23 protein-coding genes are annotated in these 23,216 nt (G+C 49.7%); 14 read left to right on the forward strand and 9 right to left on the reverse strand.

The window, feature by feature from the left end; translation table 11 throughout:
• Positions 1-193: 193 nt before the first annotated feature.
• The 5 genes from DRJ53_RS20220 to kbl all read right to left on the reverse strand — a co-directional run bounded on the left by DRJ53_RS20220 (position 194) and on the right by kbl (position 4,400).
• Positions 194-775, reverse strand: a complete 582-nt coding sequence (locus tag DRJ53_RS20220; protein WP_162303948.1) for a tetratricopeptide repeat protein — start codon at positions 773-775, stop codon at positions 194-196.
• On the reverse strand, positions 772-1,779 hold the full coding sequence (locus DRJ53_RS20225; RefSeq protein ID WP_114237495.1) for a VWA domain-containing protein: 1,008 nt from the start codon (positions 1,777-1,779) through the stop codon (positions 772-774). Before DRJ53_RS20225 ends, DRJ53_RS20220 begins: the two co-directional genes overlap by 4 nt.
• A 106-nt stretch (positions 1,780-1,885) precedes the next feature.
• Positions 1,886-2,698, reverse strand: coding sequence for a penicillin-binding transpeptidase domain-containing protein (locus DRJ53_RS20230; RefSeq protein WP_114237496.1), 813 nt, complete (start codon positions 2,696-2,698; stop codon positions 1,886-1,888).
• Positions 2,699-2,797: 99 nt separating this feature from the next.
• A complete protein-coding gene (locus tag DRJ53_RS21815) occupies positions 2,798-2,923 on the reverse strand; it encodes a hypothetical protein (protein ID WP_262707877.1) in 126 nt (41 codons plus the stop codon).
• Positions 2,924-3,212: 289 nt separating this feature from the next.
• On the reverse strand, positions 3,213-4,400 hold the full coding sequence (gene kbl / locus DRJ53_RS20235; protein WP_114237497.1) for a glycine C-acetyltransferase: 1,188 nt from the start codon (positions 4,398-4,400) through the stop codon (positions 3,213-3,215).
• Between the two features lie 112 nt (positions 4,401-4,512).
• On the opposite strand from kbl, the gene DRJ53_RS21190 reads away from it, so the two are divergent.
• Positions 4,513-4,716 (forward strand): hypothetical protein, encoded by a 204-nt coding sequence (locus tag DRJ53_RS21190; RefSeq protein ID WP_123893735.1) that lies wholly within the window; start codon positions 4,513-4,515, stop codon positions 4,714-4,716.
• A 148-nt stretch (positions 4,717-4,864) separates the two neighbouring features.
• Here the strand turns inward: DRJ53_RS21190 and DRJ53_RS20240 are convergent, their stop codons facing one another.
• Positions 4,865-5,230 carry a LexA family protein gene (locus DRJ53_RS20240; protein WP_114237498.1) on the reverse strand — a complete coding sequence of 122 codons (366 nt, stop codon included), beginning with the start codon at positions 5,228-5,230 and terminating at the stop codon, positions 4,865-4,867.
• A 79-nt stretch (positions 5,231-5,309) separates the two neighbouring features.
• On the opposite strand from DRJ53_RS20240, the gene DRJ53_RS20245 reads away from it, so the two are divergent.
• Positions 5,310-5,915 (forward strand): 2'-5' RNA ligase family protein, encoded by a 606-nt coding sequence (locus DRJ53_RS20245; protein WP_114237499.1) that lies wholly within the window; start codon positions 5,310-5,312, stop codon positions 5,913-5,915.
• Positions 5,916-6,002: 87 nt separating this feature from the next.
• Here DRJ53_RS20245 and DRJ53_RS20250 read toward each other — a convergent pair whose 3' ends face one another.
• The gene (locus tag DRJ53_RS20250) at positions 6,003-6,704 is read right to left on the reverse strand and encodes an SOS response-associated peptidase (protein ID WP_114237500.1); all 702 of its coding nucleotides are present in this window, start codon (positions 6,702-6,704) and stop codon (positions 6,003-6,005) included.
• Between the two features lie 140 nt (positions 6,705-6,844).
• On the opposite strand from DRJ53_RS20250, the gene DRJ53_RS20255 reads away from it, so the two are divergent.
• The 3 genes from DRJ53_RS20255 (at position 6,845) to DRJ53_RS20270 (ending at position 11,378) form a co-directional block, all read left to right on the forward strand.
• Entirely contained in the window at positions 6,845-7,957 is a 1,113-nt protein-coding gene (locus DRJ53_RS20255) for a PA0069 family radical SAM protein (RefSeq protein WP_114237514.1), read from the forward strand.
• 848 nt (positions 7,958-8,805) lie between these two features.
• The gene (locus DRJ53_RS20265; RefSeq protein ID WP_114237502.1) at positions 8,806-9,879 is read left to right on the forward strand and encodes an AAA family ATPase; all 1,074 of its coding nucleotides are present in this window, start codon (positions 8,806-8,808) and stop codon (positions 9,877-9,879) included.
• A gap of 47 nt (positions 9,880-9,926) precedes the next feature.
• Positions 9,927-11,378 carry an RtcB family protein gene (locus DRJ53_RS20270; protein WP_114237503.1) on the forward strand — a complete coding sequence of 484 codons (1,452 nt, stop codon included), beginning with the start codon at positions 9,927-9,929 and terminating at the stop codon, positions 11,376-11,378.
• Positions 11,379-11,597: 219 nt separating this feature from the next.
• On the opposite strand, the gene DRJ53_RS20275 is transcribed toward DRJ53_RS20270, so the two are convergent.
• Positions 11,598-12,815 carry an acyltransferase family protein gene (locus tag DRJ53_RS20275; RefSeq protein WP_114237504.1) on the reverse strand — a complete coding sequence of 406 codons (1,218 nt, stop codon included), beginning with the start codon at positions 12,813-12,815 and terminating at the stop codon, positions 11,598-11,600.
• Between the two features lie 51 nt (positions 12,816-12,866).
• Between DRJ53_RS20275 and DRJ53_RS20280 the strand changes: the two genes are divergently transcribed.
• From DRJ53_RS20280 to rfbB, 6 genes are all read left to right on the forward strand, one after another.
• Positions 12,867-13,460 carry an acyltransferase gene (locus tag DRJ53_RS20280; protein WP_114237505.1) on the forward strand — a complete coding sequence of 198 codons (594 nt, stop codon included), beginning with the start codon at positions 12,867-12,869 and terminating at the stop codon, positions 13,458-13,460.
• Positions 13,461-13,598: 138 nt separating this feature from the next.
• Positions 13,599-14,090, forward strand: coding sequence for a UpxY family transcription antiterminator (locus DRJ53_RS20285; protein ID WP_114237506.1), 492 nt, complete (start codon positions 13,599-13,601; stop codon positions 14,088-14,090).
• A gap of 9 nt (positions 14,091-14,099) precedes the next feature.
• Positions 14,100-14,876 carry a polysaccharide biosynthesis/export family protein gene (locus DRJ53_RS20290; RefSeq protein ID WP_114237507.1) on the forward strand — a complete coding sequence of 259 codons (777 nt, stop codon included), beginning with the start codon at positions 14,100-14,102 and terminating at the stop codon, positions 14,874-14,876.
• A gap of 19 nt (positions 14,877-14,895) precedes the next feature.
• Positions 14,896-17,310: a GumC family protein gene (locus tag DRJ53_RS20295; protein ID WP_114237508.1), complete on the forward strand. Its 2,415-nt coding sequence runs from the start codon at positions 14,896-14,898 to the stop codon at positions 17,308-17,310.
• A gap of 55 nt (positions 17,311-17,365) precedes the next feature.
• Entirely contained in the window at positions 17,366-18,331 is a 966-nt protein-coding gene (locus tag DRJ53_RS20300; protein WP_114237509.1) for an SDR family oxidoreductase, read from the forward strand.
• Between the two features lie 141 nt (positions 18,332-18,472).
• Complete coding sequence (gene rfbB, locus DRJ53_RS20305) at positions 18,473-19,525, forward strand: dTDP-glucose 4,6-dehydratase (RefSeq protein ID WP_114237510.1); 1,053 nt, start codon at positions 18,473-18,475, stop codon at positions 19,523-19,525.
• A gap of 4 nt (positions 19,526-19,529) precedes the next feature.
• On the opposite strand, the gene DRJ53_RS20310 is transcribed toward rfbB, so the two are convergent.
• On the reverse strand, positions 19,530-19,931 hold the full coding sequence (locus DRJ53_RS20310; protein WP_162303950.1) for a four helix bundle protein: 402 nt from the start codon (positions 19,929-19,931) through the stop codon (positions 19,530-19,532).
• A 150-nt stretch (positions 19,932-20,081) separates the two neighbouring features.
• On the opposite strand from DRJ53_RS20310, the gene rfbA reads away from it, so the two are divergent.
• From rfbA to DRJ53_RS20325, 3 genes are all read left to right on the forward strand, one after another.
• Complete coding sequence (rfbA, locus tag DRJ53_RS20315) at positions 20,082-20,963, forward strand: glucose-1-phosphate thymidylyltransferase RfbA (RefSeq protein ID WP_114237512.1); 882 nt, start codon at positions 20,082-20,084, stop codon at positions 20,961-20,963.
• Between the two features lie 397 nt (positions 20,964-21,360).
• Positions 21,361-22,116, forward strand: coding sequence for a GDP-mannose 4,6-dehydratase (locus DRJ53_RS20320; RefSeq protein ID WP_241558650.1), 756 nt, complete (start codon positions 21,361-21,363; stop codon positions 22,114-22,116).
• Positions 22,026-23,216, forward strand: a 1,191-nt coding sequence (locus DRJ53_RS20325) for a transposase (RefSeq protein ID WP_114237513.1), incomplete at its 3' end; no start/stop codon positions are given. The genes DRJ53_RS20320 and DRJ53_RS20325, both read left to right, overlap by 91 nt.

Genomic DNA, 23,216 nt, shown 5'->3' on the forward strand with positions numbered 1-23,216 from the left:
GTACAAAAAAACTAAACCAATAGCCAACCAAAGAAAGCAAACAGTATAGAAGTAAACCACAACAAAAAGAAAACCACCGCAATAATCAAAAATGCAAGTCTAAAGGACAGCGTTTTATTGCAATGGACTCATTCAATGTGAATAGGAGCTGCCATTTTCAAATGTTCAAATTTCCCAATTTTCAAATTTGGTCTTACCAGTCTTTCTCCATCCCGCTTCCCTGCATCGGGCTGTTGCGCTGCAGGCGTTGCTGGATCTGTTTTTCCTTTTGCTGCAACTGCTGCAGTTTGCGTTCCGCCTCGCTTTGACTCATGGAACTGCGCTGTTGTTTTTGCTGCCGCTGCTGTTGCTCTTTTTTCAGTTCGCGCAGCGCCAGTTGCAGGTTTTCACGGGCCTCTTTATCGTCGGGGGTGAGGCGCAGCGCAGCTTTGTATGATTCGATGCTGGCTTCCAAATCCCGCTCCCTTGTGTGTGCCACGCCGGTATTGTACTGCACGGCGGCCTGCAGGGTTTTATTGTCGCCAGCCACTTTAATGGCGCCCAAAATGCCCAGCGATTCTTTATAGCGTTTTTGCCGGTATAGCGCATTGGATAAATTATAGGCAGCGGTGGTGCTGGCCGGGTCGTCTTTCAGAGCTTTGCGGTAAAATTTTTCGGCCATATCGTACTGGCCCGTGCGGTAATATTGGTTGCCGGTGGCAATATCCTTGTCGCCTTTTTGCGCCAGCGCCGGCAAGGCAATAGCAATCAAAATCAGAAAAAATCTTCCCCTCATGCCTTTCTCTTTTTTCGTGTGGGCACAAATATTTCCAGTAGCAGCAGCAGCGCCATGGGCACGGCGGCCCATAGGTACAGCGTCAGGTAATTAAACTGCGAGGCATCGCCGAGGCCTTTTTGCTCCATCTGGCCAAAACGTTCGGCCAGTGCAGTGGCAATATCCCGCGCATTTCCATTATAACGATAATACTGCCCGCCGGTGCCGGTGGCCAGTTGCTGCAGCAGTGGCTCATTTAGTTTTGATATAATGACGTTGCCCATGGCATCGCGGCGGTCGGTGCCCAAAATTGTATCGGTAAGGGTGGAGCCCTGCGGGTTGCCAATGCCAACGGCATGTATGGAAATGCCCCGCTCCGCCATGCCCTTGGCTTCGTCGAGGGCTGTTTCGTCGTGGGTTTCGCCATCGGTGAGCAGTACAATGGTTTGGTAGCGCTCCGATTCCGGATCGAAAGAGGCCATGGCCTGCGCCAGCGCATCGCCAATGGCAGTGCCCTGCGCTTTTACAGCCGCCGGCGAAGCGCCGGAAATATAGAGGTCGGCAGCACCGCGGTCAAACGTGAGGGGCATCTGCACATAAGCATCGCCGGCAAACAGCACCAGGCCAATGCGGTCGTTGGGCAGCCGCGACACCAGTTGCTGCAACATGCTGCGGGCCGCGGTGAGCCGGCTGGTAACACCTTCGGCCGCCAGCATGGAGCTGCTCACATCCAGCACCATCATGATGTCGATGCCCTTGCGTACTTCCATGCTGCCTTTTTCGGGGTGCCGCGGGTTGGCCATTGCCAGGCAGCCCAATGCAAAGGCGATCAGTGCCAGCGAAAACTTTACCGTTTGCCGGCCGGGTGCCGCGGTGGCTAGCAGTTCCCGCACCAATGGCGCGTCGCCCATGCGGCGCACTTTAGTGCGGCGTTGCCAGGCATACCACAGGTACACCAGCAGGAGCAGGGGCACTGCTGCCAGTAGCCAAAGGAACTGCGGGTATTGAAAATTGATTTCGGGCATGGGAGAATGAGTTCACGGGTTTCTTTGTTCACAAGTTCACATGTTAGCCGGGAAACTTGTGAACCCGTGAACTTGTGAACGCAGAACTTGCAACTTTTATGCTACATTATTTTTCGCCGCGCATAAATTCCAGTTCGCCGAGGATGCCTTTGAGGATGGCCATGCGGGCTTTTGTCATGTCATAGTCCCTGCCCGGCGCTTCAAGGTTGAGTACAAAAAAGTACGGGTGGCGGTTTTCTTCGATCCAGCCTACAATCCAGCCATGCTTCTTGCCCGTTTTTTCGTCGTACTGCCAGCCTGTTTTGTAGCTTAATTTGTACAAGGGCTGATCTTCAAACAACATCGCCCTTTTTACAATTTCCTGGTTGATCTTATGAAACGGCAGCTGGTTGAAATAAAGTTTTTTCACCAGTCCCATTTGTTCGTCGGGGCGGATGGTGAGAGAACCGTCCAACCAAAAGGTATCGATGGCCGATGTGATTTTTTTAGAACCATAGGCCAGCGTATCCAACCACTGCTGCATGGTGTCCCTACCTATGCGGCGGGCCACTTCCTGGAAATAAGGCACTGCCGAAACGCGGAAGGCGTCGTAAAAATTCAGGTCCTTATTCCATGCCTGCACCGAACGCTGCACGCCGTCCCAGGCAATCACCATGCTGTCGTTTTCGATGATGCCGGTTTGCAAGCCAATGAGGCTGTTGACAATTTTAAAAGTTGAAGCCGGTACAAAGGCACTGTCGCGGTAGCGCTTCAGGTTGTATACCGTAAAGTTGCCCGAGTTGTTATCGAGCAGGGCAAAGGTGCCGTGGGCGCCATTTTGGGTAAAATATTGTTCCAGCGATGCGTTTTCGGTTACGTTGTTGGGCGTACAGTTCCAAAATGCAAAGGTTATAAACACCAGGTACAGGTAATGCTTCATGCGGGCCAATTATTTTGGCAAAAGTAATGGGAGTGGGGCAGAAGCTTTGTTTTTGCTGCGGGCTAAATAGACACCACATTGAACCAACACCGCGACCAATTAGATATAAATGCCATTCTTAAGCTTCACGTGGCGGCCGCCCTGGCAATCGCGTTTCATGGTAACGCAGGAGGTAAGGCTGGAGGCAAAAACAATGAGGGCAAATATTAGGAAAAGTTTTCTCATGGATATTGGATGTTGCATTGGGTTTATGGTAAACGGATGAGTGCTGTAAATATTGTAAAGCGAATGGGGAGCTTTATAAATATCCCAAAGCCTGTAAAGTATCAAGACGTATAGTCTTTGCCGTGTTCCTCCGTGCCCTTTGTGCCTCCGTGGTTCAACCTGCCGAATAGCGATAAGAACGTACAAGTGTGCGACGCAACAGCCGCCTGGTTAGTATTACTTAAGCCGGAAACATAAAAAAATCCCCGGACGTTGTGCATCCGGGGATTGATCAAAAAGTAAGGAGTCGCTATTTCAGCACACCCAGTTCGCGGCCAATGCGGGTAAATGCATCGACGGCTTTATCGAGGTGTGCCTGCTCGTGGGCGGCACTCAATTGTACGCGGATGCGAGCCTGGCCCTTGGGCACCACGGGGAAAAAGAACCCGATCACGTAAATGCCTTCCTGCAGCAGCTTGTCGGCAAACTGCGCCGCCAGCACTGCATCGTACAGCATGATGGGCACAATGGGATGTTCGCCGGGCTTGATGTCGAAACCGGCCTCGGTCATTTTGCTGCGGAAATATTTGGTGTTGTGTTCCAGCTTGTCGCGCAGCTCGGTGGTTTCGCGCAGCATATCGAGCACGGCAATGGATGCGCCCACAATTACCGGCGACAGCGAGTTGGAAAACAAGTACGGCCGGCTTTTCTGACGCAGCATATCAATCACTTCTTTGCGGCCAGAGGTAAAGCCACCCAGTGCACCACCCAGTGCTTTGCCCAGTGTGCCGGTAATGATATCAATGCGGCCCACTACGCCGCAATGCTCGTGTGTGCCCCGGCCCGTTTTACCCAGAAAGCCGGAGGCATGGCTTTCGTCGATCATTACAATCGCGTCGTATTTATCGGCGAGGTCGCAAATAACATCGAGCTGCGCAATGGTACCATCCATGCTGAAGGCGCCATCGGTAACAATGATGCGGCTGCGGGCACCGGCGGCTTCCTGCAGTTTGGCTTCCAGGTCGGCCATGTTGTTGTGCTCGTAGCGGTAGCGCTGCGCCTTGCACAGGCGTACGCCATCAATAATGGAAGCATGGTTCAGCGCATCGGAAATGATGGCGTCTTCATCGGTGAACAAGGGCTCAAACACACCACCGTTTGCGTCAAATGCAGCGGCATATAAAATGGTATCTTCTGTACCGAGAAATTCAGAAATCTTGCGTTCGAGTTCTTTGTGCACATCCTGCGTACCGCAAATAAACCGCACCGAACTCATGCCATAGCCCCTTTTGCCCAATGCAGCTTCGGCTGCTTCCAATACTTTGGGGTGTGAGGAAAGGCCGAGGTAATTGTTGGCACAAAAGTTCAGCACTGTTTGGCCGTTCACTACAATTTCGGCGCCCTGCGGCGATGCAATAACGCGTTCGGTTTTATACAACCCGGATGCTTTGATCGCTTCCACTTCGGAGTGGATGCGCTGCACAAATTTTTCATTCATAAAAAGGCAATTTGAGGGGCAAATATACCTGTGCAAAGGGCGGTTAAAATTATTTTTTACAAAACCTGTAACATTAAGGTTTCTACTTTCGTCCAATCCCAAAACCGATGATATGAGTACCAAACTTTTCAGAAGTGTATTGCTGGGCATTAGCCTTACAGCAATGCTGGTAATGGCCCTGGTAGCCTACGGCCGCCGCACTTCGGAAGTATTAACCAATGATGAAGAATGCTGCTTGCAGGTGAACAATAACCACAATACCGATCTGCCTTGGGAAAAGCTGGCATCGCAGTGGTTTAGGTCTGTATCGTTTTGAAATTAACGATGCCTGCAGCTGCAACAGCGGCAAGGTTTTGACCATTCCGTTTAACGGTTAAACATCATAACAATCCGGCACACTAAAAACTTTTGAGCTTCACCCTTTAGTAATAAAAAACGCTTTGCATGCAAAGCGTTTTTCTTTTTCAAATACTTCGGATCACATAAGTTACCACGCCCCATAGTACACACCCCGATGCAGGCGTTACGGTTATGGGTGCCAGTTGGCCTGATGCCGGCACCAGCCTTGCCCAACCTTCTGTGCATTCGTACCGGCGGATAATGAGTTCGTCCTGCAACGCAGCAATCACCACCGATCCGTTTTTGGGTTCCATCACCCGGTCCACCACCACTACATCGCCTTTTTGTATGCCGGCTTCCTGCATGGCATTGCTGGCCACACGCAATAAAAAGGTGTATGCTTTATTTTTTACCAACTGATCGTTCAGATCAATATGCTGTGCCGGCGGCACCGCCGCACCGGGTGCAGCAAAAAAATTCGTTTGTGGCATGGGGTTGGTTTGAATGTGCTAAATTAATTAGTAATTTTATGCTAAGGAAATTAGATTGTCCACACTAAAACCATATTGTATGAGCATAGACCTGCAGATGCCCGGTTACCGGGTGCACGAATACCGACTGATTGTGCCCCTGCCCGAAACGATGCAACAAAAAGTGCAGGCGCTGCGCACCGACCTGCACCAGCGCCACGGCGTAAAAGAAGGCTGGAGCCTGAAGCCGTCGTTAACCTTGGCCAAGTTTTTTGCGTACGAAAAAAGCGAAGACAAACTGGTAGAGCGCCTGCAGCAAACCGTTATGGGATTGCATCCGCAGATGATTGAACTGAAAGATTTTGCCGCTTACCCTTCGCATACATTATATATACCCATGGCCGGCCGCGGTATGTTTGCCGAATTTTTTAAAGAAATAAAAAAGCTCAAATGGCTGATGCAGGTGCCGCAGCAGGATCCGCAGTTTTTTGCAGAACCGCACCTGGTACTGGCGCACGGGTTGAAGCCTTTGAAGTTTATTGGTATGTGGATGGAGCTGGAGCACCGCCAGTTTACGGGCCGTTTTAAAGCCGATGCATTGTTGCTGCTGCGCCGATCGGCACCGGGCAGCCGCTACGAAGTGCTGCGCCGCATGGAGCTCTTAAGCCGCGGTGCCGAAGTGCGGCAGGGAGTGCTTTTTGCGTAATGTAGTCAGAAGACCGATGACCGAAGTCCGAAGATGTTTATGGGTAAAGTAAAAGTCTTCTGACATCCGTCTTCGGTCTTCCGACTTTCATGCAAAAGCCAGTTCCGGGTAATCCACCCTTTCCCGCACTTCGGGCACATTGGTATCTACGCCGCGGGTGGTGATGCGTTTGGAAATGGGAAAGCCTTCCATGATGCTGTCATCGATGGGGTGGAGTTGGGCGGCAATTTGTTCTTTGGTGAGTTCAGGTTGCAGCCATTCGTTCCATAACGCTTGGGGCAACACAACCGGCATGCGTTGTTTGGTGTTGTGGATGCGGGCCATCAATGGGTTGGCATCGGTAGTGATGATGGTAAAACTGCGGAACACTTCGCCGGTTTCCTTATCGGTCCAGTGGCTGTACAAACCCGCAAATGCAAATACGCTTTCGTCTTTTAATTGCACGAGGTGCGGGTACTTTTTTTTGCCGAATTCCATCCATTCAAAAAAACCATCGGCCAGCACCAGGCAGCGTTGCTGCACCGAGGATCGATAGGCGGGTTTGGTAAAAATAGTTTCGCCGCGGGCATTGAGTGTTTGCGTTCGCAGCTTGTCTGCATCGGTAAGAGAGCCTGTCCAAGATGGAATCAATCCCCACCGGTACGCCTGCACCTTATTGGGTTCGGCGCCGGTCATTACCGGCATCAATGGAAAATCGAAACCATTGGCATGATACACCGGTTCAAACGGCATTTCCCATTCTGCATGTTGCATGCTGGGTTTTTTGCTGATGGAATAATGGTAACACATGGCGTAAAGGTTTGTGCAAACAGCAGGTAAAGATACCTAATGAAAAACAGGCCTCAATGCAACAGGCTTCCTTAGTGCTCCTTTGTGCACTTCGGGCCTTAGTGGTTCAAGCTTTTGTAAACAACAACCAACGATTTTTTATGGCTTCCTATATCAGCCGCAGCAAAAAGGGTGTGGACCTTTTGGCAACGGCCAACAGCAACACCGACATTAAAAAAGGCCGCGGCGCACAGATGAATACGGGCAACAGGTTTTTAGCACAACACTACGAGCAGGAGCACCCAGAAGCCATTGATGAATGGGAAACGCCGGATCCCAAAACGCAGTTCATCTCCATTGAGGCAAAAACGCTGGTCAATAAAGTGGAAAGCCCCGATGTGGGCATGGCTTACAGCATGAACCCATACAATGGTTGCGAGCATGGCTGCATTTATTGCTATGCCCGCAACAGCCACGAGTATTGGGGTTACAGTGCAGGAATTGATTTTGAAACAAAGATTATGGTGAAGGAAAATGCACCGCAGTTGCTGCGCAAATTTCTGATGCATCGGGCCTGGAATGCAGTGCCGCTGTCTTTGAGTGGAAACACAGATTGCTATCAGCCCGCAGAGCAAAAGTTTCGGCTGACGCGTGGCTTGCTGGAAGTATGTGCCGAGTTCAATCAACCGGTGGGCATATTGACCAAAAACGCCGGCGTGCTGCGCGACATGGATATTTTGCAACCGATGGCCCAAAAGCGCCTCGCATCTGTGTTGCTCACCATCACCTCGCTAAACGAAGACCTGCGGCGGGTGCTGGAGCCCCGAACCGCCACTGCCGCACAGCGCCTGCGTACCGTGGAGCGCATGAGCAAAGCGGGCATACAAACCGGCGTGATGCTTGGCCCTATCATTCCGGGATTGAACGACCACGAAACACCTGCGATACTGGAGGCTGCGGCGGCTGCCGGCGCTACGTTTGCGGGTTATACTTTTATCCGGCTCAATGGCGCCATCAAGCTTTTATTTTACGATTGGCTGCAGCGGCATTTTCCCGACAGGGCTGCAAAAGTATGGCACATGATTGAGGCATCGCATGGGGGCCAGGTGAACAATAGTGAATGGGGCAGCCGAATGCGCGGCGAAGGACCGGTGGCGGATATGATTGCTGCGCAGTTTAAAACGTACCTGAAAAAGTTTGGATTGAATAAAGAGAAAGTGTCGTTGGATAGTACGCAGTTTTACCGGCCCGGCGAACAGGGAAAATTGTTTTGATCAATCAATAGCTAGGTGTTTTAGCGTAAATATTTATTACCGAGTTATTACCTGCTCGATGGATATTGAGTTGTAATTGGTTTGAAGAATAGATCATTATTCAATAGCGCTATAAGCGCTGAATCTTTTCATTTGAAAACAGCACTGGCCATAAGTCGGTTCAAGGAGTTGTTCTTTAAGAGCATGATTGTTTTATAACTACAACATGGAGCGAAAAAATAATTACAACATAGCTGCAATAAAATTTATGTAAAAATATTTGCGTATGTGCATTGTAGTTAATTACATTTGCAGCCACAAAACACAGTAACAATGTTTCGCACTATTGTACATATCAGCAGCAAAGGATTCCGCCCACTGGGATGGAATATTGTTTGCGGTGCCAATCGTGGTGTGCAGTAGTTTGATCTGGTAAAATCTACATACACCCAAAGCCCCGTATAGCATGCGGGGCTTTGCTTTTACACAAATCTTATGAGTATGCGGCAACACATTCTTCCATGCAGCCTGCGTGGCTTTTGCAGCGAGTTCGCTGCGGGCATTTGTGCAAAGGGTAGCGCTGTGTTTGCTGCTGATTGGCGGCTTGTTTACGGAATAATATTATCACCGGCTTTAGTGTAGCGGCGACCAATCCTGTTGGTTACTGAAAGGCCCGGTGTACATACATCCAGGCCTTTTTTAATGCAATAAAATACAGGAACAATGAAACTTTTATTGGTGGTACTAGTTGTGCGGCAACTCTTGTTGTTGCTGCGTGCAAGCGCCATAGCCGGTGAAGACAAATCGATCAGTCAGGCATCTTAATAGATGCTTGCAGTTTTTGAAAACACGATACACACAAACATTTTATGGAACAAACATTCCAACAAAAAACAATGAATGCCAGCAGCATTTTTGGTAAGGATTACCTGGAAGGAAAGCTGGTGTACTTATATTTTTTTAACAAGATTCCGTCCGTGTCATTTGTAAACGGCATTGATGGAGAAAAAGTTTGCGCTGCCATCAAGGATCAATACGCCGACATGATCACTGCCGTATATGCATACCGGCCTTTTGATAAAAAAGGAAAGCGCTACGAGTTTGATAAAGCGGTATTGATGCTGCGCAACGGTTGCGTTATTGAAATAGGATGCTGGTATGCGGAGCTATTTCACGACGATACCGATGATGCATTTGTAGCAGCCATTACAGAGCTGGCACAACGCTATAAAGAGAAAGTGCGTCGCAAGCCGCTTGAGATGAACCTGATTGTTTCGGGTACACATGGCCTTGAGTTGCGGGCTATGGAAGTAAAACGCAAATCCCTTGACCTGGATCTTTTTTACGATGATGATTTTAAAGAAGTGCACGGTGTTATTTACAACAGGCTGAACCGCAGTAGCGACAAAGGAATTGTGTTGCTGCATGGCTTGCCCGGCACCGGCAAAACCACCTACCTGCGGTACCTGATTGGAAAGATCAAAAAGCGGGTGCTGTTTTTGTCGCCCAATATTGCCGGCGACCTGATGAACCCTGCATTTATCGATCTGTTGATCGACAATCCCAACACGGTGGTCATTATTGAAGATGCGGAAAACATCATCATGGATCGCAAGGCGTCTGGCAGTTCGGCAGTGTCCAATCTCCTGAATATTTCCGACGGGCTGCTGGCTGATTTTTTGAACGTACAATTGATCTGCACGTTCAACAGCTCGCTGACCCTGGTAGACAATGCGCTGATGCGCAAAGGACGCCTGATTGCGAAATATGAATTTGGAAAACTGGGCGTGCACAAAGCACAACGACTGAGCGACCATTTAGGATTTGACACCACCATTACCCGCCCGATGACGGTTGCGGAAATCAGCAACCAGGCCGACATGGAATTTGAGCCAAAGCGGCCCGAAGTGATTGGGTTTAGAAGTGCGGGATGGGCAAATTAAAAACAAGCAACGGGCTATAAAGTATTAGCCTGTTTAAAAATTATGGTATGGCAAAATTAAAACTAAGCGGCAAAGAGCTGCGGGCAATAGGCTACCCGGAAGGGCCGGTGATTTCTATTGCCATGAACGTGATGGAGCAACACTTCAAACACCTGTCGAAAGAAGATGCGCTGGAAATATTGCGTTCCATCATACAGAGCCCCAACCAGTATGCGCATGATGGTGTGTTGGGTAAAATTGCTGCGGCATTGTTGCCCAGGCCTGCCGGTCCGGGCGATGAGATCCGGTTGAAAACTGAAGGCGTGCCTTTCCAGGTGTTTGGCGCCGGCGGCATTGAGCAGGGAGCGCTGCACCAGATGCATACCGCCGCCAAAATACCGGTGGCGGTGGCGGGCGCCCTCATGCCCGATGCGCACCATGGATATGGCCTGCCCATTGGCGGTGTGCTGGCTACGGAGGGCGCCGTAATTCCTTACGGCGTAGGTGTGGATATTGGCTGCCGCATGTGCCTGTCGGTATTTAGCATGGCGCCGAAAGAATTGGAAGCAAGGGAAGGATTTTTTACCAAACAACTGGTGGAAGCCACGCTGTTTGGCAGCGGTGCGCAGTTTGCCCAGCCTGCCGACCACGAGGTAATGTACCGGAAGGAGTTTGATGAGTTATCGCTGTTGAAAGGGCTGCAGGGTAGGGCATGGAAACAACTGGGGTCCTCTGGTTCGGGCAATCACTTTGTGGAGTTTGGTGTGGTGGAAATTCGCGATGAAGATTTGGATAATGGTGTGGGTGGTTTGGGCATTGCACCGGGTAAATATCTGGGGTTGTTGTCGCATTCGGGCTCCCGTGGGCTGGGTGCAGCCATTGCCAACCATTATACCGCAGTGGCCAAGAAAAAGCGGCGCCTGCCCGGCGAGGCGCAAAACCTGGCCTGGCTCGATCTTACCGAGGAAGAAGGGCAGGAGTATTGGATGGCGATGAACCTGGCTGGCGATTATGCTTCTGCCTGTCACCACATCATTCACCAGAAAATTGCCAAGGCACTGGGCCAGCGGCCGCTGCAGATGGTAGAGAACCACCACAATTTTGCCTGGAAAGAACAGTACAACGGCCGCGAAGTAATTGTGCACCGGAAGGGCGCTACGCCTGCAGGGAAAGGTGTGCTCGGCATAATACCGGGCTCCATGACGGCGCCGGGATATATTGTGCGGGGCAGGGGCGAAGCAGCTTCGCTGGCTTCGGCTTCGCATGGCGCAGGCCGCAAGATGAGCCGCACTGCTGCTTTAAAAAGCATTACCCATAAAGAGCTGAACCAATACCTGCAGGAGCACGGCGTAAAACTATTGGGCGGCGGGTTGGATGAAGCGCCATTTGCCTACAAAGACATCCGCGAGGTAATGCAGGCGCAAGCTGACCTGGTTGATATCGTTGGCACCTTTTATCCCAGGATTGTACAAATGGATGGCGCCGTGCCCAAGCAGTGGAGCAAAGGGGCGAAGAAATAAAGTATGGGTTTGGGTGGGCAGCATTCAGCAATTGCTGTTACCGTCATTGCGAGGCGCATTAGCTACATGGTAAAATTTGTGGCTAATGCGCCGAAGTAATCTCCAACTCGTCCTGATGCAATACTCGAGTGATGCTTGGAAGGGAAATTGCTACGGCGCAAAAAAATTTCAACGACATAATTTAAAATGCGCTTCACAATGACGAACAGACGCTGATGTTTACACCCGGATGTATACCCGCTTTTTATCCATCCAATACCCAATAGCCCAAAGCAACACCACAAAACACAACGCAAAAAGAAAAGAACCAACTTCGGGCGGACCCGGCACTTTGGCACAAACAGCCTGGTAAAACCAGCCCCATGGATTAACAAATTTTGGCTCACCGGAATTTGTAGTGCCGGCCGGGATGCGGATAAGCCACAGCAGCTTTGGGATCAGTCCGCTCAGCGCATAAATAAACAACGGGTTTTTGCCAAACACTTCAAAAAAGTAAGTCCACCTGCCGCGGCTGCCCTTTATTTCAATAAAATACACCAGCGTAGCCAGCAGCGCAATGGCCAGCCCACTGGTAGCCACCACAAAAGAAGAAGTCCATATTTTTTTATTGATGGGGAAAGAAAGGTTCCAGGCATAGCCTGCGGCCAGCAGCGCCACGCCGGCCAGCAGCAAAACAGCGACGGTTTCAAACTGCGGATGTGTGCCGCCTTGCGGAAGGGCTGCCTGCTGTTGCATCAGCCCACGTCTGCGGATATAATCGCCCACCAAAAAGCCAAAGATCACGTTCACTACAGCAGGTAATGTACTGGCCAGTCCTTCAGGGTCGAAGGGGATGCCCTCGCCGCGGTACATATGGGCTTCGCCCAAAATGGCCTTATCGATGGCAGTGCCGCCCCAGCCGGCCAGGCTGTACGGATCGGCCGGGTTTGCCCCAATGCACCAGGCCCAATACAGCAGGAGCAGGATGGAGCCAATGACAAATGCGCCCCTTGGTTTGGCATAATAAATAATGATGGAGGCAAAAAAGTAACACAGCGCAATGCGTTGGAGCACGCCAAAGATCCGCACCCCGGCTAGTTCGCCGTTGGCGCGGGTCCAGGTCCATCCTTTGAAAAGGAGCTCGTTATCCTGCCATTGCACGAACGGGAACCAGTTGAGGAACAAACCAATGAGGAATATTAGTGCGGTTCGTTTTAGTAATTTTTTCCAAAACACCGCATCACCCTGCTCTGCCAGCCGCGGCAGCACAAAAGCCTGCGCATTGCCCACGGCAAAAAGGAAAAAGGGAAAAACAAGATCGGTGGGGGTAAGGCCATGCCAGGGTGCATGCTCCAGCGGGCTAAAAATATGCGACCAGCTTCCGGGGTTGTTTACGAGGATCATAAAGGCCACGGTGGCCCCTCTGAACACATCAAGGGCAAGATATCGTTGTTTCAAAACAGCGGTTTTGGTTTAAAAGTAATACTTTGATGCGCCCAAAATGTATTCATGAGCTACAGCGAAGTTTTCATACACCCAACTGCCGTGGTAGACGAAGGCGCAGTGATTGGTGCCGGCACCCGCATCTGGCATTTTTGCCACCTGATGCCGCGCAGCCGGGTGGGGCAGGGCTGTAATATTGGCCAAAACGTGTTCATTGATAATGAAGTGGTGGTGGGCAATCGGGTAAAGGTCCAAAACAATGTGTCGCTGTATAATGGGGTGATCGTGGAGGATGACGCATTTATCGGTCCTTCGGCGGTTTTTACCAATGTTATTAATCCAAGAAGTTTTATTGAGCGGAAAACGGAGTTTCGGACCACCTTGGTGCGCCGCGGGGCCAGCATTGGCGCCAATGCCACTATTGTTTGCGGGGTAACAATTGGGGAATATGCCTTGGTTGGTGCTGGCGCGGTGGTGACCAAAGATGTACCCGCCTATGCATTAGTGGTGGGCAACCCAGCTCAGCAGCAAGGGTGGGTAAGCCGTGCAGGGTATCGGTTGGCTTTCAATTCTTTAGGAATGGCTACCTGTACCAGCACGGGCGAAATTTATGGCTTGCAAAATGGCCGGATAAATATGTTATCCAGCTTTGATCAATAACTTGTTCAAAATCTGCACTTTTTATGGGTTTGTCAGTCACAGCGCATGGCCTATATTTGCACCCGTTTCTGGTTAGCTGCTCGGTATGTGTCAAAGAAAAGACGTGTGACTGAGGTGGCGAAGCCATGCCAATTGCCCATGAGTCACAAGTGGTTAGCCCTGTATACCAAGCCCCGGTGGGAAAAGAAAGTGGCCCAGCTGCTCACCCAAAAAGGAATCGAATCCTATTGCCCGCTCAATAAAGTGCGGCGCAAATGGAGCGACCGCGTAAAGCTGGTGGAGGAGCCCCTGTTCAAGTCGTATGTATTTGTACGCATCACCGATGAGGGCCGCACCGAGGTCCGTATGACCGAAGGGGTGATCAATTTTGTGTATTGGAACGGCAAGCCCGCCATTGTCAAAGACAAGGAAATACAAACCATTCAACGCTTTTTAGACGAACATGAAAATGTGCGGTTGGAGCAGATGGAATTACAGCCCGGCCAGCAGGTGCGCATCATTGCCGGTCCGCTCATGGATCGCGACGGGAAGGTGCTGGAAATAAAAAACAAAGTGGCCCGCGTGCAGATTGAGAGCTTGGGATATATGCTGGTGGCGGATATCGATAAAAATAAACTTATTTCAAACTAACACGTACCCATGCGTAACTCCCTATTGCTGGTACTTTTTTGCGGGTTATTCATCACCTCTTGCAGAACCGAGCAGCGGGCCATTCAGAACTACGTGGAAGACCTGCAGGATACCACCATGCGCATCAGCCGGTATATGGCGGAGCCGGTGATACAGAAAAATGATCTGTTGAACATCCGGATTCGCAGTGCCAGTTTAGATGAAACGGTCGATCAACTGTATAACTTACAAACAGGAAATGCTGGTGCAGCGCAGGCTAATAATCCGTTGAACGCCTATTTAGTGGACCAACGCGGCGAAATCGAAATGCCTCGTATCGGGGTGTTGAAAGTGGAAGGGCTTACCAAATCGCAATTAGCCGACCGGATTAAAGAAAAATTAAAGGCTGAACTAGCTGACCCTATGGTGAATATACGGTTTCAAAATTTCCGGGTGAGTATTATGGGCGAGGTATCTGCACCAGGGGTTCAAACGGTACCGGTGGAAAACCTGACCATCCTGGAGGCACTGGCTATGGCCGGTGATATTACCCAGTTTGGAAATAAAACAGCCGTGAAAGTGTTACGGGAAAATGACGGGCAGCGTCGGCTGGGCGTCATCGATCTGACCTCCGCCAAGATGTTCGAATCACCTTATTACCAGTTGCAGCAAAACGACATCTTACTGGTACAGGCCACCCGTTACAAGGCCCGTAATGCAGAACAGCAGCGCATTGCACAACAGGTTGGATTTGTATTGACCATTGTTACCAGCATCGCTGTAGTATATAACATTTTTACACGTTAAGTCCGTATCCACTTAATAAATGGAAGATCAGCTCCAGATAGCCCAGAAAGAACCCCAAAGCCTGAATATTAAAGAACTGTTCTTTAAGTATATCCGGTTTTTGCCGTGGTTCGTATTTTCTGTGGCTTTTGCTTTACTAGGCGCTTATTTATACCTGCGTTACACAACCCCCACTTACGAATCGGCGGGCGCCCTGATCATAAAAAGTGAAGGCAACGGCGGAACTGGTGGTGGAAGCGAAGCCAACGACCGCTTTTCACAGCTATTTGTTTTAGACAACTCAATCAATGTTCAAAATGAGATTGAACTGCTCAAGTCGCATCAACTGATGCAGCGGGTGGTTGACAATCTGCAACTTAATTTTCAATATTTCACCAAGGGAAATATACGTGAGGTACATCATTATAAGGATGTGCCTTTTTTTGTAGAAGCAATCACTTTGGCAGATTCGGGCAGCACCAAAGAGTTGGAGTTTGAGTTCAATAACAACGATGCATTCAAGGTAAAAGATGGGAATGCATCGTATGCCTTTGGCCAGCCATTTTCTGTTGCTGGCAGCACATTCCGGCTGATCCGCCGCCCGGGTGCCAGTGTAGGGGAAGCCTACAAGGTCATTTGGCATCCTACCAGGCAACTGGCTAAGGCCTATGCTGCTGATTTGCTGGTTGCACCAAAAGGTACCACTGGTATATTAAACCTTACGTTTCAAAATACCCATCCGGTGCTGGCCGCCGATGTGCTCAACCAATTGATGCAGGAATACAAGGTGGTGACCATCGAAGATAAAAACGAGACCAAGCGCCAGACAATCAACTTTATCGACGACCGCCTGCAGGTAGTATCCCGCGAACTCGATAGTGTTACCGGCAGTTTGCTGGCTTATCAAAGGGCTAATAACCTATTAGATCCGACTACGCAATCATCTTCTTACCTGACCAAGATTGATAATTACGAAGAGCAGATCAACACCCAGCAGGTACAGGTAAACGTGGCCAACATGATCGAGGCCTATCTGCGCGACAGCAAGAATGATTTTAACGTAGTGCCGTCTTCACTTGGTTTGAGCGACCCCACCCTGAACACGATGATTGCCGCTTATAATGTGGCCCAATTGGAACGGAAGGGGTTGCTGGATGCCAATGTTCCCGCAGCTAATGCACGGGTGCAGCAAAAAACAGGGCAGATCGAACAACTGCGGCTGAACATACTGGAAAGCATCACGAATGTAAAAGCGGCTTATGGTGCGGCCATCAGCCGGTTGCAGCAAAACCGGGGCACTGTCCGCGCTGAGATTCAACAACTGCCGCTAAAGGAGCAAAACCTGTTGGAGATCAAGAAGCAGCAGGAAATGAAACAAAGCGTGTTCAATTTCCTGATGGAAAAACGGGAAGAAACGGCTATTTCATTGGCGGCAACCATTTCCAACATTAAAGTAGTGGAGGACGCCAGTGTGGCCAAAACCCCGGTGGCGCCAAATAAGCAAACTACCCAACTGATTGCCATAGTCGCAGGACTTTTGCTACCAGCCCTGGTGATTTTTGCAAAAGAAGCCCTGAACGATAAAGTATCGAGCCGTGCCGATATTGAAAAGGCTTCGGATGTGCCCATTTTAGGCGAGGTGGGACACTCATTTTCCGAAGAAACCCTGGTGGCCAAACCCAATAGTCGGGGCATGGTGGCGGAACAGTTCCGGGTGATCCGTTCCAACCTGCAGTACATCCTTTCCAACATGCAAAACCCTGTGATCTTGGTCACATCTACGTATAGTGGAGAGGGCAAATCATTTATATCGACCAACCTTGGTGCCGTACTTTCTCTGGCCAACAAGCGCACCATTATTCTGGAGTTCGATATACGTAAGCCGAAGATCCTTTCCGGTTTAAACATGCAGAAGAAACCGGGCTTGACTAATTGGCTCTTGGGTAAAGTGGCAATGGAAGATTTGCCCATCCCGGTAGCTGGTTACGATAACTTGTTCGTGCTTTCCTGTGGCCCGGTGCCACCCAACCCCGCAGAGATGCTGCTCAGTCCGCAACTGGAGACCCTGTTTACCTGGCTGCGTGCCAATTTTGATATAGTAGTAATGGATACCGCGCCGGTAGGTATTGTAAGCGATGCCCAAACCCTAAGCCGCTTTGCCGATGCTACGCTGTATATTGCCCGCCAGGGACGCACCCTGAAAAAGCAGGTCGGCTTGATCGATGAACTGTACCACTCCGGCAAGCTGCCACACATGTCGGTCGTGATCAACGACGTGCAGCTACAAGCAGGGTATGGTTACTACGGATATGGCCGGTATGGATACACTTATGGCTACGGCGAAAATTCCGGTTACTTCGAAGAAGAAACCAAATCGGGCGCTAATGGCAATGGCCTGTTTGGCTGGCTGAAAGGAAAGGGTAAGAAAAAGCGCAGCAAAAAACACCCTGCCTAAACCCCTAAACCCTAACCCCCTAAACCCTAAACTTCTCAACCCCTCAACCCCCTCCATGAACATACTCGTTACCGGCGGCGCCGGATTTATTGGCTCTAACTTGGTAAAAGGACTGTTGGACCGCAGCGATATTCAACTGGTACGGGTATTGGATAACCTGTCAACCGGTTCCTTGCAAAACATCGAAGAATTCAGGGGGGATCCCCGGTTCGAATTTGTCGAAGGTGATATACGCAATTATGCCACATGCTTGGAAGCGTGTCAAGGCATCGATGCCATCAGCCACCAGGCTGCGTTGGGTTCGGTGCCCCGTTCCATCAACGATCCATTGACGTCAAACGAGGTGAACGTAACCGGTACCTTGAACTTGTTCACTGCTGCAAAGGAAACGGGAGTGAAGCGTATAGTGTACGCCGCTTCTTCTTCTACTTATGGCGACCATCCCGGGTTGCCTAAAGTGGAAGACCGCATCGGCAACCCGCTTTCGCCATATGCCGTTACCAAATATGTAAATGAATTGTATGCCCGGGTTTATGCCACTACTTATGGTATGCAATTGATCGGTTTGCGTTACTTCAACGTATTCGGACCGAAGCAAAACCCGAAAGGACCATACGCAGCAGTGATCCCGCTGTTTGTAAAAGCTGTGCTCGACAACGAAGCGCCGCAGATCAATGGCGACGGAGAAACCAGCCGCGATTTTACCTATGTGGCTAACGCGGTGCAGGCAAACATCCTGGCACTAACCACAACGAATACCGAAGCAGTAAACCAAGTGTACAATGTGGCGGTAGGGGAACAAACATCGTTGAATCAATTATTCGAAAGCATTAAGGGCTTGGCCGGTAGTGATCTGGCTCCCCAATACGGTCCTGAACGCAGGGGCGATGTGCGGCACAGTCTTGCCGACATTTCAAAAGCCAAAGACTTACTGGGTTATCAGCCCGAAGTATCTGTGAAAGACGGACTGAAAACTACCTTCGATTGGTACCGCAGCAAACATCATTTTGCATATTCCTGAGAGGCGTTTAGGGTTTAGAGTTTATGGTTTAGTTTTTAAACCCCTAAACCCTAAACCCTAAACCCTAAACCCTAAACCCTCAACCCTAATCCCTCAACCCTAATCCCTCAACCTCTAAACTGCTAAACCTCCAACTCCTCAATGACCATCATCATCACCGGCGGGGCCGGATTTATCGGCTCGCATGTGGTTCGCTTGTTTGTTAACAAGTACCCCGATTACACCATCATTAACCTGGATGCCCTTACTTACGCAGGCAACCTCGAAAACCTGCGCGATATTGAAGACGCACCGAATTATATATTTGAAAAAGTAAACATCCTGGATGTTCCGGAGCTGGATCGTTTGTTTACCCAATACAATCCTGATGGCGTAATTCACCTGGCTGCCGAATCGCATGTCGACCGGTCGATTTCATCCCCGCTTGATTTTGTTTACACCAACGTGGTGGGTACCGTCAACCTGTTGAATGCTGCCAAAAAACATTGGGGAGGTAATTTTGAAGGCAAACGCTTTTACCATGTAAGCACCGACGAAGTGTATGGTGCATTGGGTGCAGAAGGCTTGTTTACTGAAACTACGCCCTACGATCCCAATTCGCCCTATTCGGCTTCCAAAGCGGCTTCCGATCATTTTGTACGGGCTTACGGTGAAACCTATCATTTACCTATTGTGGTCACTAATTGTTCCAACAATTATGGTCCCAATCATTTCCCTGAAAAACTGATCCCGCTGTTCATCCATAACATCATTAACAACAAACCCCTGCCTGTTTACGGCGATGGCCTGTACACCCGTGATTGGTTGTTTGTGAAAGACCACGCAACAGCCATTGATCTGGTGTTTCATAAGGGCAAGCAAGGCGACACCTACAACATTGGTGGCTTTAATGAATGGAAAAACATTGACCTGGTAAAGCTGCTCTGCAAGCTGATGGATGCCAAACTGGGTAGGCCGGAAGGAGAAAGCGAAAAGCTCATTACCTACGTAAAAGACCGTCCGGGCCACGACCGTCGTTATGCAATCGACGCTTCAAAGATCAACAGTGAATTGGGTTGGGCACCATCGGTAACATTTGAAGAAGGTTTGGCCCAAACCATTGATTGGTACCTGCAAAATGGCGAATGGCTGGAGCATGTAACCTCCGGCGCTTACCAGCAGTATTACGTGCAGCAATATGGAGAGAAGGGTTGAGGGTTTAGGGGTTGAGGAGTTTAGGGTTGAGTTTGGAGGTGTTTGCTTTTTGAAGCTGAAAATTTCGCAGTGCGGCAATCAAGGCCAACAATCGCTCAACAGCAGCCCGAATTTCAAACAATTGATCAGGGCCGATAAACCGAAGGTCATGTGCAACAATAATTTGGTTCAATATTTCAATCAGGCTGCTGTAGGCAATTTGATAAAAATGTGCTTGATCTTTAGCAGAACTCCGGGCACTACCCTCAGCAATGTTGGAAACAACAGATACTACGGCCCTCCTGATTTGTGAGGTCAAACCAAATTTTTCATCTGGAGGAAAACTTTGCGTCAGGTGATACAGCATCACCACCAAATGTCTGCCTTCCTTCCAGGCATCCAGCTTTTCAAACGAGTAGGTATGCATGAATTTAAATGTTAATCGTAAGCAGATGGTTAATAAAAAGGGAGTACGATACATCAATGTACAAAAAATGAAACAGTATCTAACCCCTAACCCTAAACCCTAAACGCTAAACGCTAAACGCCTAAACGCCTAAACTCCTCAACCTTACTCATGAAAGGAATCATCCTTGCCGGCGGATCCGGCACCAGGCTTTACCCGATTACTAAAGCCATCTCCAAACAACTGATGCCCATCTACGACAAGCCGATGATCTACTATCCCTTGTCGGTATTGATGATGGCGGGCATCAATGAAATCCTGATCATCACCACGCCGGAAGATCACCCGCAATTCAAGCGCCTGCTGGGTGACGGCAGCAGCGTAGGTTGCCGGTTTGAATACGCGATACAGGAAGTGCCCAATGGGCTGGCGCAGGCGTTTGTGATCGGCGCCGACTTCATTGGTTCGGATAAAGTGGCGCTGGTATTGGGCGACAATATATTTTATGGTTCCCGCTTGGGCCGTCAGTTACAAGCCTTGTCTGATGTAGATGGAGGTTATGTATTTGCCTACGAAGTATCCGATCCTGAGCGGTATGGTGTGGTGGAGTTTGATGAGGACAGCAACGTGCTTTCCATTGAAGAAAAGCCACAGCAGCCTAAATCAAATTACGCAGTACCGGGACTTTATTTTTACGACAACAATGTTGTGGAAATCGCAAAGAATTTGGCGCCATCACCCAGGGGCGAATATGAGATAACTGATGTCAATAAAGAATATTTGCAACGAGGTGAATTGAAAGTTTCCATACTTGATCGCGGTACCGCTTGGCTCGATACCGGCACATTCGATTCGCTGCACGACGCAACGGAATTTGTCCGGGTGATTGAAAAACGCCAGGGCACCAAGATCGGCTGCATTGAAGAAATCGCTTGGCGCATGGGGTACATCAATGATGAACAACTGGCCAGGCATGCCGAGGCGTTGGCAAAAAGCGGCTATGGTACTTACCTGAAAGGTCTGAAGCGTGAAAAAGCTGCTACCCAATCGTAGCCTGGCGCATCAGGATATCGCCAAACAACAGCGCTTTTGTTTGTCATCCTGACGAAGGAAGGATCTGAGCTCGGCATAATTGAACCCGCAGCTACAATCGGATGTTTCGCGGCGCCCAGATGGACAAAATTAAAGATCGCTGCTGTTAATTCAATGCAATGACAACCTCCAGCCCTCTGTCATCCCGACGCAGGAGGGATCTGAACTAGCCTTAAGAATATCTTCGTTTTCAGGACGGTAAGTGCAACTAAAATAACATGGCTGCAATCAAACGAAACAGTTCAGAAAATGCACAAACCATTGCTCAGTGCAACACCTTTCAGTCAAGCACAAATAATAACCATACACAATCAAATCATATATTAATTTACCTTCACCCAAAACCGAACCCGAAATAATGGCACAAAAAATTGCACTCCTCACTGGCGTTACTGGCCAGGATGGTGCGTACCTCGCTGAACTGCTGCTGGAAAAAGGCTACATCGTTCACGGCATCAAACGCCGCTCTTCCCTGTTCAATACCGATCGCATCGATCACCTCTACCAGGATCCGCACGAACGCAACCGCAATTTTATACTGCATTACGGCGACCTGACCGACAGCACCAACCTGATCCGTATCATCCAGGAAGTACAACCCGACGAGATCTATAACCTCGGTGCCATGTCGCATGTAAAAGTTTCCTTCGATACGCCTGAATACACTGCCAATGCCGATGGCATTGGTACCCTGCGCATCCTCGAAGCAGTACGCCTGCTGGGCCTGTCACAAAAGACCCGCATTTACCAGGCATCTACATCCGAACTCTACGGCCTGGTGCAGGAAATTCCACAGAAAGAAACTACGCCTTTCTATCCACGTTCGCCATATGCAGTGGCCAAATTGTATGGCTACTGGATTACGGTAAACTATCGGGAAGCCTATGGCATGTATGCCTGCAATGGCATCCTCTTTAACCACGAAAGCCCGCTCCGAGGCGAAACCTTTGTGCGTGTTGCACAACGCAGTAAATTTTCTGCTTTGTTGCTTGCATTGAAGCGTGTTGCTGATTATCTTTTAGCATGCAAGGCCGCAAGCAATATCAAGAGAAGCTGTTCACCCATTTTCAGTTATCCGACCGTGTTCCATCCCACAACTTTTACCGCAGGCTGAAGGAATCACTCGATCTTACCTGGCTACATGCAAGAACCCGCAAATACTATGGCAAGGATGGTCAGAAAAGCATCGACCCGGTGGTGTTTTTTAAACTGCTGTTGATCGGCTACTTTGAAAACCTGCTCTCTGATAGGCGCATCATAGATACTGCTTCTATGCGCCTGGACATGCTTTACTTCCTTGGCTATGACATGGATGAAGAACTGCCCTGGCATTCCACTATATCGCGTACCCGCCAGCTATATGGGGAAGAACTGTTCCATGAGCTATTTACCACGGTGCTCAAGCAGTGCATTGATGCAGGTATGGTTAGTGGAAGAAGACAGGCCATCGATTCCGCTCCGGTAAAGGCCAATGCATCCATGGACTCACTGAAAGAAAAAGAGATTCTTTTTGATGGTGGTGTATACCTGGATAGCCTTCAGCAGGAAGAAGAAAAAGAACCTACAGACAAGAATGATAATGCAGATGACAAGCAGCAGCATAGCGTAAGTGCTGTACGCAACAAAGCCGTACAACAACACCACGACTGGAAGGCCAAAGCATACAAAGACCAGCCAGGCGGAAGAGTAAAGGGCGAAGAAGGCAAGGGTGGTGAAGATGGAAAAGAATACCTGCCCAAGTTTGTATCCAACCACACCCATTACTCCACAACGGACAGCGATGCACGGGTGAGTGTAAAGCCGGGCAAGCCGCGCCAGCTCAATTATGCAGCACAGGTAAGTGTCGATACTGCATCTCATGTGATCACCGCCATCGAAGCACACCACGCAGATCGTAAAGACTCGCAGTGTTTGCCTTCCATCCTGGATCGTGCGATAACGAATTTGAAAGCAGGCGGCCTGCACCTGGAAGAAGTGCTCTGCGATGCAGGCTTCAGCAGCGGGGAAGCACTGAAGGCGTTGGAAGAAAAAGGCATTGTGGGCTACATTCCAAACTTTGGCCAGTATAAGCCATACCGGGAGGGCTTTCGCTTCAATCCTTTTAGAAATGCTTATGTATGTGAGCGGGGTGTTGAGCTGCCATTCAAGAAGATCACTACAACATCGCTGGGTTACCAGATGAAGCAGTACCGCTCTTCATCAAAGGACTGCAGG

It is taken from the genome of Paracnuella aquatica (assembly GCF_003332885.2).
GTDB lineage: Bacteria > Bacteroidota > Bacteroidia > Chitinophagales > Chitinophagaceae > Flavisolibacter > Flavisolibacter aquaticus.

Coding starts and splice junctions, on each gene's coding strand:
- DRJ53_RS20310 (WP_162303950.1), bottom strand. CDS start 19,931: ATGCATACCTACTCGTTTGAAAAGCTGGATGCCTGGAAGGAAGGCAGA.
- DRJ53_RS20280 (WP_114237505.1), top strand. CDS start 12,867: ATGAGCTACAGCGAAGTTTTCATACACCCAACTGCCGTGGTAGACGAA.
- DRJ53_RS21190 (WP_123893735.1), top strand. CDS start 4,513: ATGAGTACCAAACTTTTCAGAAGTGTATTGCTGGGCATTAGCCTTACA.
- DRJ53_RS20265 (WP_114237502.1), top strand. CDS start 8,806: ATGGAACAAACATTCCAACAAAAAACAATGAATGCCAGCAGCATTTTT.
- DRJ53_RS20285 (WP_114237506.1), top strand. CDS start 13,599: ATGAGTCACAAGTGGTTAGCCCTGTATACCAAGCCCCGGTGGGAAAAG.
- DRJ53_RS20270 (WP_114237503.1), top strand. CDS start 9,927: ATGGCAAAATTAAAACTAAGCGGCAAAGAGCTGCGGGCAATAGGCTAC.
- rfbA (WP_114237512.1), top strand. CDS start 20,082: ATGAAAGGAATCATCCTTGCCGGCGGATCCGGCACCAGGCTTTACCCG.
- DRJ53_RS20320 (WP_241558650.1), top strand. CDS start 21,361: ATGGCACAAAAAATTGCACTCCTCACTGGCGTTACTGGCCAGGATGGT.
- DRJ53_RS20240 (WP_114237498.1), bottom strand. CDS start 5,230: ATGCCACAAACGAATTTTTTTGCTGCACCCGGTGCGGCGGTGCCGCCG.
- DRJ53_RS20225 (WP_114237495.1), bottom strand. CDS start 1,779: ATGCCCGAAATCAATTTTCAATACCCGCAGTTCCTTTGGCTACTGGCA.
- rfbB (WP_114237510.1), top strand. CDS start 18,473: ATGACCATCATCATCACCGGCGGGGCCGGATTTATCGGCTCGCATGTG.
- DRJ53_RS21815 (WP_262707877.1), bottom strand. CDS start 2,923: ATGAGAAAACTTTTCCTAATATTTGCCCTCATTGTTTTTGCCTCCAGC.
- DRJ53_RS20255 (WP_114237514.1), top strand. CDS start 6,845: ATGGCTTCCTATATCAGCCGCAGCAAAAAGGGTGTGGACCTTTTGGCA.
- DRJ53_RS20230 (WP_114237496.1), bottom strand. CDS start 2,698: ATGAAGCATTACCTGTACCTGGTGTTTATAACCTTTGCATTTTGGAAC.
- kbl (WP_114237497.1), bottom strand. CDS start 4,400: ATGAATGAAAAATTTGTGCAGCGCATCCACTCCGAAGTGGAAGCGATC.
- DRJ53_RS20295 (WP_114237508.1), top strand. CDS start 14,896: ATGGAAGATCAGCTCCAGATAGCCCAGAAAGAACCCCAAAGCCTGAAT.
- DRJ53_RS20220 (WP_162303948.1), bottom strand. CDS start 775: ATGAGGGGAAGATTTTTTCTGATTTTGATTGCTATTGCCTTGCCGGCG.
- DRJ53_RS20300 (WP_114237509.1), top strand. CDS start 17,366: ATGAACATACTCGTTACCGGCGGCGCCGGATTTATTGGCTCTAACTTG.
- DRJ53_RS20250 (WP_114237500.1), bottom strand. CDS start 6,704: ATGTGTTACCATTATTCCATCAGCAAAAAACCCAGCATGCAACATGCA.
- DRJ53_RS20290 (WP_114237507.1), top strand. CDS start 14,100: ATGCGTAACTCCCTATTGCTGGTACTTTTTTGCGGGTTATTCATCACC.
- DRJ53_RS20245 (WP_114237499.1), top strand. CDS start 5,310: ATGAGCATAGACCTGCAGATGCCCGGTTACCGGGTGCACGAATACCGA.